We start from the raw sequence: 14,275 nt of genomic DNA on the forward strand, positions 1-14,275 counted from the left end.
CCAGCCATGCTCAAGAAGCTCCTCGCCGCCCTCGCCATCGCCGCTGTCTGCTTCGGCCCCGCGACCGTTCTCCTGTCCGTCGCTGTCCTCGCCAACCCCGCTGTCGCCGCGTGTTCGCCGGGGTCGTTGATCGTGGGACCGATTCCAGACTCGCTGACCGCGACCACCAAGAACGGGGAGACAATGACGCTGAACCGTCAGCAACTCACCCACGCCGCGACGATCATCACCGTCGGAGGACAAACCGACGGCGTCGGACGGCCCGGGGTGGTGATCGCGTTGATGGCGGCACTCACGGAGTCGCATCTGCGGATGCTCGCCAACACCGGCACCTACCCCGAATCCGCGAACTACCCCAACGACGGGGATGCCTCCGATCACGACTCCCTCGGCCTGTTCCAGATGCGCCCGCAGGCCGGGTGGGGCACGGTCGCGGAGCTCATGGACCCGAACTACCAGGCCCGCGCGTTCTACGGCGGACCCACCGGACCCAACTACCCCTCACCACGGGGCCTGCTCGACATCCCCGGATGGCAGCAACTCGACCCAGGCGAAGCCGCGCAAGCCGTCGAGGTGTCGGCGTACCCGGACCGGTATCAGAACTACCAGCCGGTCGCCGAAGCGATCCTCACCGCCCTCACCACACCCGCACCGTCAAGCGGAGGCGGTGGTGGTGAGGTGGTGGTGCCGGAGACCACGCGGGTCCTGTTCCCTCTGCCAGAAGGCACCTGGGTGCGCACCAGCCCGTTCGGGTGGCGCACCGACCCCATGACCGGCGAACAGGCATTCCACTCCGGAAGCGACTTCGGCGCTGCCGACGGCACCCCGATCTATGCCGTCGCTGACGGGATCGTGACCCACGCTGGCTACACCGGCAACTGGGGCGGGCTGATCATCATCGAGCACACCGTCGGCGGAGAACGTATCGCCTCGTATTACGCGCATATGTGGGAGCACGGCATCCACGTCACCGAAGGCATGACCATCACCGCAGGACAACACATCGGCGACGTCGGGTCGTCCGGGAAGTCCGCTGGCCCCCACCTGCACCTCGAAATCCGGCCCGGCGGCACCGGTCAGCCCGCGATCGACGCCGACCAATGGCTCACCGACCAAGGAGCCGAAGGCATCACCGGCGGCAACACCTCACGAGCATCCTGCACCCTGAACGGAAGTGGACGCTGATGGACGTGTTCCCCGACTTCGGCGGCGTCGGAGCCGCAGACGACCTCCGCACCGTCATCGGTGCCCTGTTGATGTTCGTGCTGGTCATCGCGGTGCTCATGCTGATCGTCTCCGCGATCATCTGGGCCATCGCCTCCTCCACCGGCAACCCACTCACCGCCACCAAAGCCCGCCTCGGAGTCTGGGTTGCTCTCGGGGCCGCCGCTCTTGCCGGCGCCGGGGTCGCGTGGGTGAACTTCCTCCTCGGCGTGGGCGAACGCCTTTAGTTGTGCGTCTAGCGCGTTGGTCGACTGATGGTGATCTCGCCACTGGTGAGAGCGTTCCGAAGGCACTCGGCGACGCGTTGCGCATCGTCTTCGGTCGCTTCGGGCTTGAGATTGATGCCGAGGCCGGAAGGTGGCAGGTCCGCGCTCATCACTGCGCTGTCAATCATGGGGTCCGAGTCACATCGGTCGTCCCCGGCGAAACGAGGATCAGCGACCCCGACCAACCACTGGTTGCCGTCTCCGTCCACGATCCTCACGTCGGAAACCTGAGTGCATCCCGCTAGCAGTACGCCAGTGGCGACAGCACATATCGCCATGAAGTACCGGCCTCTCCTCATGACCCGAGTAGCGGTAGTCGCATCAGTAAGACTCACCTGGCCCCGTTCCTTCGCGCGCCGACAAGTAGGCAACACGAATCCGCTTGTGACCACTCCAGCCTATCGAGGGACCTCGTGGTGCACCTGGCTGGCAAGTCCGCCTCCTTGTGGCGGTGTGAGCTGAAGGAGCACCCCTGTGATTGAGATTGATCCGAACGGTACTGGGCTTCCCGGTATCGAGCAGTTGCGCATCATCGTCGGCGCGGTGATGACCGTCGGTCTGATCCTCTCCGTCCTCGCCCTGATCGTCTCGGCGATCGTATGGGGCTTCGGCGCGAACAGCAGTAACCCTCACCTCGCGTCGCGCGGGAAGGTCGGGGTGCTCGTGTCCTGCGGGGCGGCGATCATCTGCGGGGCGTCGGTGACGCTCATCAACTTCTTCTGGGGCGTCGGCCAAGCCGTCTAGCCCCATCGTTCGCCAGGGAAGGAGAATGCGATGACTGTGTGTGATGTGCCGATGATCTCGGCCGTGTGCGACACCGTCGGACAAGGAGCTGCGACTCTGATCGCAGCACCGTTCGACTGGCTCGCCCAAGCAATGGGCGGCGCAGCTTCCTGGCTGTTCGAGGCAGTCTGGGCGGTGTTCGACACCACCACCCTCGTCGACGTCACCGATGAGGGCTACGTCGGGGTGTACAACATCTTGTTCGGGGTGGCGGTATTCGTGGTGCTGATCTTCTTCTGCCTGCAACTGATCACCGGCCTCATCCACCGCGACCCCACCGCCCTCACCCGCGCCGCACTGGGGGCGGCGAAGAGCATCCTCGGCTCGTTCGTCGCGATCGGCCTCACCGGCCTCCTCTTGGAGATCACCGATCAGCTCGCGGTCGGGATCGTGCAGGCGACTGGGAACACGATGGAATCCATCGGCGACCGCATCACCCTCCTCGCCGCAGGGTTCGCGGGGATCAATATCGCAGCTCCCGGGGTGGGGGCGATCGTCACGATCTTCCTCGCCGGGCTCGCCATCTCGGCTGCGGCGATTGTGTGGTTCTCGCTCCTGATCCGCAAAGCGCTGCTGTTGATCGCGATCGTGTTCGCCCCGATCGCTCTGGCGGGGTTTTCGTGGGATGCGACCAAGGGGTGGTTCGGGAAGTGGGCGACGTTCGTGATCGCCCTGATCCTCTCCAAACTCGTCCTCGTGGTGATCTTCCTCGTCGCCATCACCCAAGTCAGCGCGCCCATAGAGCTTGATCTTGCGTCGATCAGTGACCCCATCGCCGGGGTCGTGCTGATGTTTATCGCCGCGTTCGCCCCGTACATGACGTACAAGTTTGTGACGTTCATCGGGTTCGATATGTACCACTCGATGAGCGCGGAGCAAGAAGCGAAGTCCGCCCTTAACCGGCCTGTCCCTGTCCCGTCCGCGCCGAAGAGCGACGGGGCGAAGAAGGTGCTCGACGGAGCCAGCGACACCCCCGCAGGCGGCAAGGGCGGAGGCGCAGCGCCGGCAGGCGGCGCACCGCACGCATCGACCGCCGCACCTGCCGTAGGTAGCGGGGCCGCAGCGTCGAGTGGGAGCGCCGGAGCGTCTGCCGGTGGCGCGGGTGGTGGAGCCGGTGCGGCGGGTGCCGGGGCTGGTGCGGGGGCCGCGGCGGCGGGTCCTGCTGCTGCGGTCGTGGTGGGTGCGCAGGTGGCGAAGGCCGCCGCGACCGCGGGACCGAAACTCGGCGGCGCCGTGGGTGGCGCGGCTGAGGGTCACGCTGCGGGTGCTGGTGGGACGGTGCAGCCCGCACCCGCACCAAACCCGGCACCGACTGCACCTACGAGGCCGGCGCCTTCCGTGCCTCCGGCTCAATCGTCTCCTCCGCCGGCTCCGAAGCCGTCCGTCGGGAAGGGATAGTCGATGTCGTCTCAACAGTCCACGAGCGGTGTGGAGTTTGGGTTGCGGGCGGTGCAGTTCTCCCGCCTCACCCGCCGCGGCATCCTCCTCGGGCTTTCCCTGCCGCAATTGATCGTCCTCGCAACCGGTGTCCTCTCCATCGTCGGCGCCCTCTACGCCGGCGGCGGAATCCTCCTGGCTTGGACCGCACCCGTCTGGTTGCTGTGCGCCGCGCTCGCATGGACCCCGGTCGGCGGCCGGAAGCTGATCGAGTGGGTGCCCGTCACCTTCCGCTGGGTCGCCCGCACCCAGAAGCGGCAGACGGTGTTCCGCCGTCGGGTGGTGAAGCCTCGTCCCGCCGGGACGCTGGCGTTGCCGGGTGATGCGGCGGCTTTGCGGGAGTGGGAAGACCCGGAGACGGGGGCGGCGATGATCCACGACCCACACCAGCAGACCCTCACCGCGATTGTCGGCGTCTCCCACCCCGCGTTCGTGCTCCTCGACCCGGGCGAGCAGGAACGCCGCGTCGCGACCTGGGGGCGGGTGCTTGCCACCACCTGTCGCTCCGGGCGGATCGCGCGCCTCCAAGTGTGCGAACGCACCCTCCCCGACGGCGGCTCTGGCCTCGTGGAGTGGTGGCAGCGACACGGCCACGACGACGGGTCCTGGACGTCGACCGTGTATCGGGAACTCATCGACCGTGCCGGTCCCGCCGGGGAACGCCACGCCACTACCATCAGCCTCGCCCTCGACCTCCGCGCCTCAGCCCAGCAAGTTCGCACCAACGGTGGCGGCATCAAGGGCGCAGCCGCCGTACTGCGGCAGGAGATGACCACGCTCGTGACCGCGTTACGGGCGGCGGAGCTCACGGTCACTGGGTGGCTCACCCCCGCCCAGGTCGCGGTGATCCTCCGTTCCGCCTACGACCCCGCGACCGCCGCGATCCTCGAACGTCACACCGACATCGGCCGCACCCTCGCCACCGCCGGTCCCGTCGCGGTCACGGAGACCTGGGATCGGCTCTGGTCAGACTCCGCACATCATGCGGTGTTGTGGGTCAGTGAGTGGCCGAGGTCGCAGGTCTATCCGGGATTCCTCGCTCCGGTATTGCTGTCGTCCGGGATTCAGCGGGCGTTCTCGCTGGTGTGTACGCCGATCCGGTCGGATCAGGCGGCACGGGACATTCGGAAGAAGAAGACCGAGCTGATCTCGGACGCGGCGCAGCGGCAGAAGATGGGGCAGATCGAAGACGCCTCACAAACCGCCGAATACGGCGACGTGCTGCAACAAGAAGCCGACCTCACCGCCGGCCACGGCGTCCTCCGCTACACCGGCCTCATTTCGATTTCTGCACCGACCCCGGAGGAACTCGACACCGCCGTCGCCGCGATCGAACAGGCCGCCATCCAAGCCTCCTGCGAGACCCGCCGCCTTGTCGGTCAGCAAGCCCAAGCCTTCACCGTCGCAGCGCTGCCGCTGTGCCGCACCGTCTGACAGGAGTGAATGATGCCGACCTTCCAGAACCCCACTGCCGACGCTGCGGAAGCGTCCGAAGCGCTCCGCGGCCTTGCCCACGCCACCCGTGTGTTCGAGGACCCCGCCGACACCTGCGCGGTGCTCGGTGACCTCCTCGCGGGTGTGCGCTCCCTCCGGCAGGTGCTCGACCAGCTCGCTACCGCCGATGTCACGAACCGCGTGCGCGCGTATGACGATGCCGGCGACAAGAGCAGTGGTGCGACCTCCGCTCTCGCCGCGACCGCGGAGTTGCGGCAGGCTGCGGCGCTGCTGGATGGGGTGCATGACCGCGTGGATGCGGCGATGTCTGCTTCCGGGCGCATCGCCTGGCGCCCCGAACCCGAACCCGCATCCCAGTCGCCACGGTGGGTGAGCGTTGTGTTCCTGCAAGGCCAGGACGCCGACGAGGTGCTGGCGATTATCGACCGGGACGGCACGGATGCGGCGATCGAGCACCTGGCTGGGTTCGACATGGGTGAGGAGACCACGCAGGCGGCGCTGGTCAGCGGATACGTCTACGACGAACCCCCGACTGGCCCCCTCGATCGATTGGTCGAGGAGGGCGGCTACGTGCTGACGTACAACCTCGACCACGGGCACGTCTCCCTGCTCCGCGCACACCCCGAAGCGCGGGAACTCGATACGCCGCCTGCGGTGACGCGGCCGTTGCCGCAGTCGAGGGCTCGCCGCATAGTGCCCTCAGTTGAAGAGGATGACTACTTCGCACCATCGCAGGCGTCGTCGCTGTCTCGGGGGCGAGCACTGTGAGCGATCGGCAGAAGCTTCACACGGCGGCGCTAGTCGAACCCGCCGGGGAACGCCGCAAGCACCGGAAGGCACGCAAGCAAGCCGCCGCGAGCATCGAAGCGGCCGCCCGTAAGGCGAATCAGGCCCAGGAACGCGCGCGGTTGGCGGCGGAGCGTGCCGAGCGTCGCAACACCACCTACCTGCCCGCCGCCGGCGAGCCCGGAGTTGCGGCGCTCAGGACGCCGGGGAGGTTTCGCTTGCCGCGGCATCAGGACACGTCCGCGACGCTCGCGGGTGCGTACCCGTTCCTCGCCGAAGGCGGCCTCGGCGCCGACGGAGTGTTCATCGGGCAGGACCTCTACTCCGGCGGCTCGTTCGTGTACGACCCCTGGACTCTCTACGCCCGCGGCATCATCACCGCCCCCAACATCGTCCTCGCTGGCATCGTCGGCTCCGGCAAATCCTCCCTCGCAAAGTCCCTCTACACGCGGTCGATCCCGTTCGGGCGCCGCGTCTATGTCCCCGGTGACCCGAAAGGTGAACACACCACGGTCGCGGAGGCCGTCGGTGGGCGGGCGATCGTCCTCGGCCACGGGCTCCGGAATCGTCTCAATCCGCTCGATGATGGCCATCGCCCCTCCGGGGTCAGCGACGCGGAGTGGGCCGCGCAGGTCTCCTCCCGTCGTCGGGAGCTGATCGGTGCGTTGGCGGAGACGGTGTTGGATCGGGTGCTGTCGCCGTTGGAGCACACCGCGATCGACCTCGCCCTGAGAGACACCGTCCGATCCAGTGAGGTGCCGATCCTGCCGATGGTCGTCGACCGCATCCTGAACCCCGAACCTGCAACCGATACCGATGGGCGGCTCGCGGAAGACGGCCGACTCGTCGGCCACGCCCTCCGACGCCTCGTCGCAGGCGACCTCGCCGGACTGTTCGACGGGCCGTCGACGGTGCGGTTCGACCCATCCCTCCCGATGGTCAGTCTCGATCTGTCACGGGTGGCGGAGAACTCCACGTTGATCTCGGTGCTGATGACGTGCTCGTCGGCGTGGATGGAGTCGGCGCTGATGGACCCGAACGGTGGGCACCGGTGGGTGATCTACGACGAAGCCTGGCGGCTCATGGCCTACCCGGCACTGTTGCGGCGGATGGATGCGCAGTGGCGGCTCGCGAGGCATTACGGGATTGCGAACATGCTGATCTTCCACAAACTCACCGACCTCGACAACGTCGGCGACTCCGGTTCCGCCATGCGCGCCCTCGCGAACTCGCTGCTGGCGAATGCGGAGACGCGGATCATCTACCGGCAAGAACCCGACCAACTCGGAGCCACCGCCGCCGCCCTCGGCCTTACCGGCACCGAACAGAAACTCCTCCCAGGACTCGGCACCGGACAAGGACTCTGGCGGATCAAGGAACGCAGCTTCGTCGTCCAGCACCAACTCCACCCGGACGAACTGGCGGCGTTCGACACTACGGCCCGGATGAAGGGCTAAACACTCAGGTTCAGGATTTCTGACGCCATGTTCCGCGTGCTTCCGCCATTCCTGACCGGTTGCCTGGGCGTTCTGAGGGTGCATGTTCCCGCGCTGCTCGGCTGACCGGCGGTCGCGGTCACGGCGTTCCGGGCGCGTACCTATCCCTCGATTGATTCGCCACGACCGAGGGAGCAGAACCAATGGACCCAATCAACGAGCTGGCGGCGGATGAGCGCACCGCGAGGATCATCCTCGCCATCGCCTCCGAGCCAGGAGACGCCGTCACCGGGCAGATGATCCGCACCGTCGGCGCATCCGCAACCGTCGCGCGAGCGATCGGAGCGGAGGTCCCGGTAGGGCCGGATGGTGACACCTGGCAGCGGCGTCTCGCACCCCGTATCGACGCCGCACACACCGGGCGGGTGATCGCGGATGGTGAGCTTCACGGGATGCGGGTGCTGATCCCTGGCGATGCGCATTGGCCGTCCGGGATCGACGCCCTCGGCGATCGTGCACCGTTCGCACTGTGGGCGAGAGGCGACACCGAGCTGCTGACGGAACCTGTCTGGGATCGGCTCACGGTCACTGGGGCGCGCGCTTCTACCGGGTACGGGGAGCACGTCACGACGGAGCTGGTGCAGTCCGCGGTGGAAGAGGGGCATCGGGTGTTCTCCGGTGGTGCGTACGGTATCGACGGTGCCGCGCACCGTGCCGCTCTCGCAGCCGACGGCCCCACGGTCGCGGTACTGGCTGGCGGGCTTGACCGGCTCTACCCGGCCGGGCACACCAACCTCCTCACCCGCATCAGCGGGCAGGGATTGTTGTTGTCGGAGTTGCCGCCGGGGGCGGCGCCGACGAAGTGGCGGTTCCTGCAACGCGGCCGGCTCCTCGCCGCCCTCTCCGGCACCGTCATCGTTGCCGAAGCGGGCTACCGTTCGGGCACCCTGCATACCGCCGCCCGCGCGGTTGAGATCGGCCGGCCGGTGGGTGCGGTGCCGGGGCCGGTGACGAGTGCGACTTCGGCGGGCTGTCACCGTCTCCTCCGCGACGGCCTCGCCACGGTGATCACCGGGTACCACGACATCCGCGAACTGCTGCACACGCTTCGTGACGGGGCGCAGCGTCGGGTGCGTGAGCGGGCGGGGCTTGAGAACGATCCACTCGACACCGACCCGCCCGGTGCCCGGCGGGAGGGGCGCGGTGTGGGGTTGTGAGGGTGGTGGTGCACCTGCTGTGAAGGCGACCGGATTCCCGGGTCGCTGTTCGCAAACGTCAGGAGGCCTCTCGTGTCAGGATCACTCGCCCATATCTTGCAGCCGGAGGCTGCGCCACCCAGAGCGGGGGTGCGACGCTGGCTGTCAGCACTGCTCGCGCTCCTCGTCATCGCGGGTTCCTTTGCGCTCGGCACCCAGCCCGCGCACGCGGGCAGTGAAGGTGTTGGCTACTGGTCCGGTGGCGCGTTCCTGGGCGCGTACAACACGGATGTGGACGGCCGGCAGGCGTACTGCGCGGACCTCGACGCTGACCCGCCGTACGGGAACACGTCGGGGCCGGAGCGGATCACCGCGTTGGATTCGCTGTCGCGGCAGCAGCTTGCCGAGTTGAACTATGTGATGGACCGGTGGGGGCAGTCTGGTGATCCGAACATCACCTCGGCTGTCGCCCTGCATGTGTGGTCAGTGGCGAGCCCTGGCCGGTACAACTCGCACGGCATGTCCGGTGACGACTACTACGTTGCCCGGGCTCCGGCGTCGGAGCGGGGCTCGATTCTCGCGAACCTTGCCACGATGCGGCAGGAAGCCGCCCAGTATGCGGTGACCGACCCGTCGTTGACGTTGAGCCTGGACATGGCGGATCAGTACGCCGGCACCCTCACTGTCGCCACCCACCCCGCAGGCCTCACGGGCACCGCGTCACTCTCGGATGCCGTGTTCGCGGACGGGTCGTCGGCGCGGACGATCGGTTCGGGCGCGCACCCGATCACGGGTACCCCTGCGGACGGGGTGCCGTCGTACCAGGTGGGTGCGTCGATGAACATCGATGCGGCCGGATATGGTGCAGCGCTCGATCTCTACACGACACCTGGGAAGCAGCGTCTGATCGCCGCCGTCGCAGGTTCCTCCACCGGGCTGTCGGCGTCGGCGGAGTCGCCGGTGATCGAGTTGGATTTCCAGCCGGAGATCACCACCCAGGTCGCCTCCCGCTTCGTTGCCGAGGGTGACGCGTTCGTGGACGGGCTCACGGTTTCGGTGTCGAAGGGCACCTGGATTCACCTGGACGGAGAACCTATCGAGGTGACCGCGACCGGCACCCTGTACGGGCCATTCGATGAGCAGCCCACAGAAGCTGATACCCCGCCCGTCGGCGCACCCGTGGCAGGTACGGAGACCGTGACGCTCACCGGCGCCGGCTCGTACACGTCGCCTGGCACGATCATCGCGCCGGAGTCGGGGTTCTACACCTGGGTGTGGGCGATCGATAAGGACGCGCACGGTGCGAATGCGAAGTACCTCACCGATTCCTTCACCGACCGCTACGGGCAGGTCACAGAAACCAGCGTGGTGCCGTTCCAGCCGGTCGCGGTGTCAGAAGCGGATCAGCGTCTCGCCGTCCCCGGCGACGCGCTCACGGACACGATCACCGTGTCGAGCTCGAACGGTGCCTGGTTGAAGAAGGACGGCGCGTTCATCCCGGTGGTGTTCGAGGGCACCGCCTACCAAGTCCCCGGCACCCTCCCGCCCGCGCAGAACACGGTGATTGATGCGGCGGCGGTGCCGCTCGGCACAGTCACCGTGACCGCCGATGGCCCTGGCGTGTACACGTCGCCGTTGTTGGTGGCGCCCTCAGGCGGGTTCGTGACCTGGGTGTGGGAAGTGAAGAAGTCGTCGCAACCGGAATGGGTGCGCGACTACCTCGCCGCCGACTGGCAGGACGACTACGGCATCAACGTGGAGACGACCTCGGTCAGGTGGCCGATCACCGTGACGTCGCTGATGCGGGAGTACAACGTGCACCCCGGCGGGCGTGCCTTCGATGTCGTGACGGTGTCGGGGTTCCCGGCGAACCACGGGGATTTCGCTGGTGACGGGTACTGGGGTGCGGATGTCGATGAGCTCCGTCACACCGTCTACGGCCCCTTCACCACCGACACGGAACTCACTGACGATCTCGACCTCACCACCGCACCAGTGCTGGCGGAGCTGACGACGCCAGCGCGGAATGGGGTTTACAAGCTCGGGTACACGGATGAAGACCAGATCGTGCCGACCGAGCCCGGCTTCTACGTCCTCGTGACGACGTTCACTGGTGATGACCGGGTGCAGCCGTACCAGTCGTCGCCGGCGGATGTGCTGGAACGCTTCTACGTCCCACCCACCGGCACCGACATCCCCGTGTCGGTGATCACGCAGGCAACCCCGGAAGCGCTCGTCGGTGAACCGTTCTCGGATACGGCACTCGTGCAGGGCACGAAGATTCCCGACGGCGCCTACTTGGTCTTCCGCGCATACGGGCCGCACCCGGCAGACACCGGCCCGGTGTGTGAGGTGCCGTTCTTCGAGAGCGACGAGATTCCCGTCACCCAGGCCGGTGTCTACCGCTCCGGCACCACCAGCGTCGATGCGGCGGGGAACGTGTACTGGATCGAAACGCTCTACGACAGCGATGGCGAGATCATCGCTGAGGGTAGGTGCGGGGCACCCGGTGAGACAACGGTCGTCAAGGAGCAGCCAGAGGACCTGTCCGTGAAGACGAACGCAGTTCCGACCGTCACGTTGGGTGAGCCGGCGCATGATGTCGCGACTGTCACCGGCGCTGTCCCCGACGGCGCACGCCTCATGTTCGAGGCGTACCGGCAGGACAGCGACACCGCCGCCTGCACCCCGGAAGAACTGGTGTTCACCTCGACGGTGATCGACTTGGACGGGCCGGGTGAGTACCGCTCCGACGAGGTGACCTTCGACCGGACCGGCGTCTACTACTGGGTGGAGACCGTCACCGACGCCGAGGGCACAATCCTGCACCGCGGCATCTGCGGCGCACCGGACGAAACCACCACCGTCACCGACTCACCAGACGAGCCCGGCACGCCAGGCACACCGGGCGAACTCGCGCACACCGGCGGCGGTGACTGGTGGCCGCTCGGCCTCGCAGGTGGCCTGATCGCCGCCGCGACGGGCGGGGTGCTGCTGTTCGGGCGTCGCCTCGCGATCGCCCGCGAACGCAACGGCTATGTCCGTGAAGAGGACATGGAGTTCGAGGAGTTCAAGGCCCAGTTCGAGGGAGCAAAGGAGGACTAACGAAGCTGCTGATCCGCTGGCACCCCCAACACGGCGGGTCAGCACAGGAGGGCACGAACCACCCCCAGGTTCGTGCCCTCCCACCTTTCCGCGCTCAGGCCTCTCGCGGCGCTTGGGGCGGCGCGGGTGCACCTGAATGGCGACACCCCTGCACCGTTTGGAAGGACCCTCTGTGACGCCGAAGCCGCGCTACCGCCGCACCTACCCCGACCACCAGCCGCCAAGAGCGCCGAAGTCTGAGCCGGGCGGGCCGGTGGCCGTTCCGGTCGTGGATTTCACCATCGACAGTGATGGGTCGATGACAGTCACGGTGGATGGGGTGCCGTATCTGCCGGAGCCGTTCGCACCCGGCTGGCGGCGCGAGTCGTTCCCGACGATCCTCGACACCCTCACCGCCCGCTACCGGACGCCGCTGCGGGCGCACGTGCGGGAAGCAGACGGATCGATGTTCACCGACATCATCACCCCACCCCGCGAACGACCAGCCCCGAACCCCAGGGAAGCACCACCGTCAGCTCCGACTCCACCGATTCACGTGGTGCCACCGGTGCTGCACCAGGTCATAGGCTCGGGGTTCGTGCCGGGCGAGGATGTCGCGGTCGCGATCATCCACGCCCACAGCGACGCCGCTCAGGACGGTAGCGCTCGTGCCCTGCTGACTGCGGAGCAGGCGGCGGTTGCGGTGACGGGTGAAGTGGTCCTCCTCGGTCGCGTCTCCGGCACCCTCACCATTGGCAGAATCCAATGAGCGCCCCAAGACAGAGCGGGGCGCTCGGTGACGAGTTTGCGAACCTCGGCATCATCGCTCTCATCACTGCCGCCGCCCTCGCAGTCATACTCCGTATCGCCGGCAGCATCACCGCCTGGGTCACCGGGGTCGACCAGCCGTCGGGTGGGATCGAAGCCGGCCTCGGGGTACTCCTGCGCCCCGGTGATCCGGGTGCCGCGCTCGGCGCCGAAGGGCTCAACGCGGTCGTCTACTGGATCGTCGCAGGCGCCTTGATCATGGCGGTCGGGGCGGCGGGGTGGTGGGTGTGGCGGACGTTCCGGGAACAGGCGCGGCGCACGAAGGTCGACCCGTTCCGGATCGCGGGGATCGCCACCCGCACCGACGTGACAACTGCTGCATCAGAGAAGTCATTGCTGCGTCGCGCGGGGCAGCTCCGCCCGTCAATCCAGAACCCGGCGGTCGGAAACGTGGGCTATCTCCTTGGTGCGTCGCGGGGTGTGGATGTGTGGGCGAGTGTGGAGGACTCGATCTTGCTGATCGGGCCACCACGCTCGGGCAAGGGTCTGCATGTGGTGATCAACGCGATCCTCGATGCCCCCGGCGCGGTCGTCACCACCTCCACACGCCCTGACAACCTCACCGCCACCCTCACCGCCCGCAGCACCGACGACCGCCCTGTGGCTGTGTTCGACCCGCAGCACCTCGCAGAAGGCGTCCCGGCAGGGCTCCGGTGGTCGCCGATCTGGGGGTGCGAGGACCCGTTGACCGCGATGATCCGCGCCACCGGACTCGCCGCCGGCACCGGCCTGTCCGCCGGCGGTGTCGAAGGAGGCGACTTCTGGGAAGGGAAAACCCGCACCGCACTCCAAGCCCTGCTTCACGCCGCCGCGTTGGACCACCGCACCCCAGCCGAGCTCTTCCGGTGGACACTCGACCCAGCAGCAGCATCGGATGCGGTCGCGATCCTCACCGCGAACCCGAACGCCGCCACCGGGTGGGCGGACTCGTTACAGGCGATGATCGACGCAGACCCTCGCACTCGCGACTCCATCTGGCAAGGCGTCTCGTTGTCGTTGGCGGCGCTCGCTGACCCGAGAGTGCTCGACGCGGTCAGCCCCGGCCCGGATGAGCGGTTCGATCCCGAAGAGTTCTTGCGTAAGCGCGGCACCGTCTACCTCCTGGCGACGGGTGCGGGGGCGAACAACAGTGCCGCGCTGGTGTCGGCATTCGTTGAAGACCTCGTCGAAGCCGCCCGACGCCTCGCCGCCAGATCACCCGCCGCCCGCCTCGACCCACCCCTGCTGCTTGCGCTCGATGAGATCGGGAACCTTGCTCCGTTGCCGTCCTTGCCGACGCTGATGGCGGAAGGCGGCGGTACGGGGATCACGACGATGCCGGTGTTGCAGTCCCTCGCGCAGGCGCGGGAGAAGTGGTCGGACAACGCGGCCGGCGCGATCTGGGACGCCTCGATTGTGAAGATCATCCTCGGCGGCGCATCCAACTCCCGCGACCTTCAAGACCTCACGACCCTCATCGGGGAGCGTGACGAGATCACCGACTCCACCACGATCGGTGACCACGGGTCCCGCACCGCGCAACGCTCCATCCGAAGGGTGCCGATCATGCCACCCGACGTGATCCGCACCCTCCCATTCGGCACCGGCCTCATCCTCCTGCGCGCCGCACCACCGATCATCGCGCGCCTGCGTGCGTGGACCCGCCGCAAGGAAGCAAGCGAGCTGCATTCGCAGCGCCGCGGTGTCGAGGAGCTGCTGCAAGCCGGGGTCCCGGCGTCGACGGGTGGGCAGGGGGTTGCGGGCGCACCTGAGTGACAGAGCACCCCGACCGGGGTGCCGT

12 protein-coding genes are annotated in these 14,275 nt (G+C 67.6%); 11 read left to right on the forward strand and 1 reads right to left on the reverse strand.

Annotation, left to right across the window (positions count from 1 at the left end; all coding sequences use genetic code 11):
- The first annotated feature begins 6 nt into the window (after nucleotides 1-6).
- Both ACN0TP_RS09495 and ACN0TP_RS09500 read left to right on the forward strand, forming a co-directional pair.
- Complete coding sequence (locus ACN0TP_RS09495; protein WP_417218607.1) at nucleotides 7-1,185, forward strand: M23 family metallopeptidase; 1,179 nt, start codon at nucleotides 7-9, stop codon at nucleotides 1,183-1,185.
- Nucleotides 1,185-1,451 carry a DUF6112 family protein gene (locus ACN0TP_RS09500; protein WP_417218608.1) on the forward strand — a complete coding sequence of 89 codons (267 nt, stop codon included), beginning with the start codon at nucleotides 1,185-1,187 and terminating at the stop codon, nucleotides 1,449-1,451. Before ACN0TP_RS09495 ends, ACN0TP_RS09500 begins: the two co-directional genes overlap by 1 nt.
- An 8-nt stretch (nucleotides 1,452-1,459) precedes the next feature.
- Here the strand turns inward: ACN0TP_RS09500 and ACN0TP_RS09505 are convergent, their stop codons facing one another.
- Entirely contained in the window at nucleotides 1,460-1,618 is a 159-nt protein-coding gene (locus ACN0TP_RS09505; protein WP_417218609.1) for a hypothetical protein, read from the reverse strand.
- Between the two features lie 346 nt (nucleotides 1,619-1,964).
- On the opposite strand from ACN0TP_RS09505, the gene ACN0TP_RS09510 reads away from it, so the two are divergent.
- The 9 genes from ACN0TP_RS09510 (at nucleotide 1,965) to ACN0TP_RS09550 (ending at nucleotide 14,250) form a co-directional block, all read left to right on the forward strand.
- Nucleotides 1,965-2,234 carry a DUF6112 family protein gene (locus tag ACN0TP_RS09510; RefSeq protein WP_417218610.1) on the forward strand — a complete coding sequence of 90 codons (270 nt, stop codon included), beginning with the start codon at nucleotides 1,965-1,967 and terminating at the stop codon, nucleotides 2,232-2,234.
- 30 nt (nucleotides 2,235-2,264) lie between these two features.
- Nucleotides 2,265-3,671 carry a conjugal transfer protein TrbL gene (locus ACN0TP_RS09515; RefSeq protein ID WP_417218611.1) on the forward strand — a complete coding sequence of 469 codons (1,407 nt, stop codon included), beginning with the start codon at nucleotides 2,265-2,267 and terminating at the stop codon, nucleotides 3,669-3,671.
- A gap of 3 nt (nucleotides 3,672-3,674) precedes the next feature.
- Entirely contained in the window at nucleotides 3,675-5,144 is a 1,470-nt protein-coding gene (locus ACN0TP_RS09520) for an SCO6880 family protein (RefSeq protein ID WP_417218612.1), read from the forward strand.
- 9 nt (nucleotides 5,145-5,153) lie between these two features.
- Nucleotides 5,154-5,933 carry a hypothetical protein gene (locus tag ACN0TP_RS09525; RefSeq protein WP_417218613.1) on the forward strand — a complete coding sequence of 260 codons (780 nt, stop codon included), beginning with the start codon at nucleotides 5,154-5,156 and terminating at the stop codon, nucleotides 5,931-5,933.
- Nucleotides 5,930-7,408, forward strand: a complete 1,479-nt coding sequence (locus ACN0TP_RS09530) for an ATP-binding protein (RefSeq protein WP_417218614.1) — start codon at nucleotides 5,930-5,932, stop codon at nucleotides 7,406-7,408. The genes ACN0TP_RS09525 and ACN0TP_RS09530 overlap by 4 nt, the downstream gene beginning before the upstream one ends.
- 182 nt (nucleotides 7,409-7,590) lie before the next feature.
- A complete protein-coding gene (gene dprA, locus ACN0TP_RS09535) occupies nucleotides 7,591-8,604 on the forward strand; it encodes a DNA-processing protein DprA (RefSeq protein WP_417218615.1) in 1,014 nt (337 codons plus the stop codon).
- Nucleotides 8,605-8,676: 72 nt separating this feature from the next.
- On the forward strand, nucleotides 8,677-11,688 hold the full coding sequence (locus tag ACN0TP_RS09540) for a hypothetical protein (RefSeq protein ID WP_417218616.1): 3,012 nt from the start codon (nucleotides 8,677-8,679) through the stop codon (nucleotides 11,686-11,688).
- 172 nt (nucleotides 11,689-11,860) lie between these two features.
- Nucleotides 11,861-12,436, forward strand: a complete 576-nt coding sequence (locus ACN0TP_RS09545) for a hypothetical protein (RefSeq protein ID WP_417218617.1) — start codon at nucleotides 11,861-11,863, stop codon at nucleotides 12,434-12,436.
- Nucleotides 12,433-14,250, forward strand: a complete 1,818-nt coding sequence (locus tag ACN0TP_RS09550; RefSeq protein ID WP_417218618.1) for a type IV secretory system conjugative DNA transfer family protein — start codon at nucleotides 12,433-12,435, stop codon at nucleotides 14,248-14,250. Before ACN0TP_RS09545 ends, ACN0TP_RS09550 begins: the two co-directional genes overlap by 4 nt.
- The last annotated feature ends 25 nt before the right edge of the window (nucleotides 14,251-14,275 follow it).

Origin of the sequence: Arthrobacter sp., from assembly GCF_048266065.1 — a bacterium.
Classification (GTDB): Bacteria; Actinomycetota; Actinomycetes; order Actinomycetales; family Micrococcaceae; genus Arthrobacter_H.

What these genes read in the sequence shown, in the direction of transcription:
- ACN0TP_RS09495 (WP_417218607.1), top strand. Translation starts at nt 7, where the DNA reads ATGCTCAAGAAGCTCCTCGCCGCCCTCGCCATCGCCGCTGTCTGCTTC.
- ACN0TP_RS09500 (WP_417218608.1), top strand. Translation starts at nt 1,185, where the DNA reads ATGGACGTGTTCCCCGACTTCGGCGGCGTCGGAGCCGCAGACGACCTC.
- ACN0TP_RS09505 (WP_417218609.1), bottom strand. Translation starts at nt 1,618, where the DNA reads ATGATTGACAGCGCAGTGATGAGCGCGGACCTGCCACCTTCCGGCCTC.
- ACN0TP_RS09515 (WP_417218611.1), top strand. Translation starts at nt 2,265, where the DNA reads ATGACTGTGTGTGATGTGCCGATGATCTCGGCCGTGTGCGACACCGTC.
- ACN0TP_RS09520 (WP_417218612.1), top strand. Translation starts at nt 3,675, where the DNA reads ATGTCGTCTCAACAGTCCACGAGCGGTGTGGAGTTTGGGTTGCGGGCG.
- ACN0TP_RS09525 (WP_417218613.1), top strand. Translation starts at nt 5,154, where the DNA reads ATGATGCCGACCTTCCAGAACCCCACTGCCGACGCTGCGGAAGCGTCC.
- dprA (WP_417218615.1), top strand. Translation starts at nt 7,591, where the DNA reads ATGGACCCAATCAACGAGCTGGCGGCGGATGAGCGCACCGCGAGGATC.
- ACN0TP_RS09550 (WP_417218618.1), top strand. Translation starts at nt 12,433, where the DNA reads ATGAGCGCCCCAAGACAGAGCGGGGCGCTCGGTGACGAGTTTGCGAAC.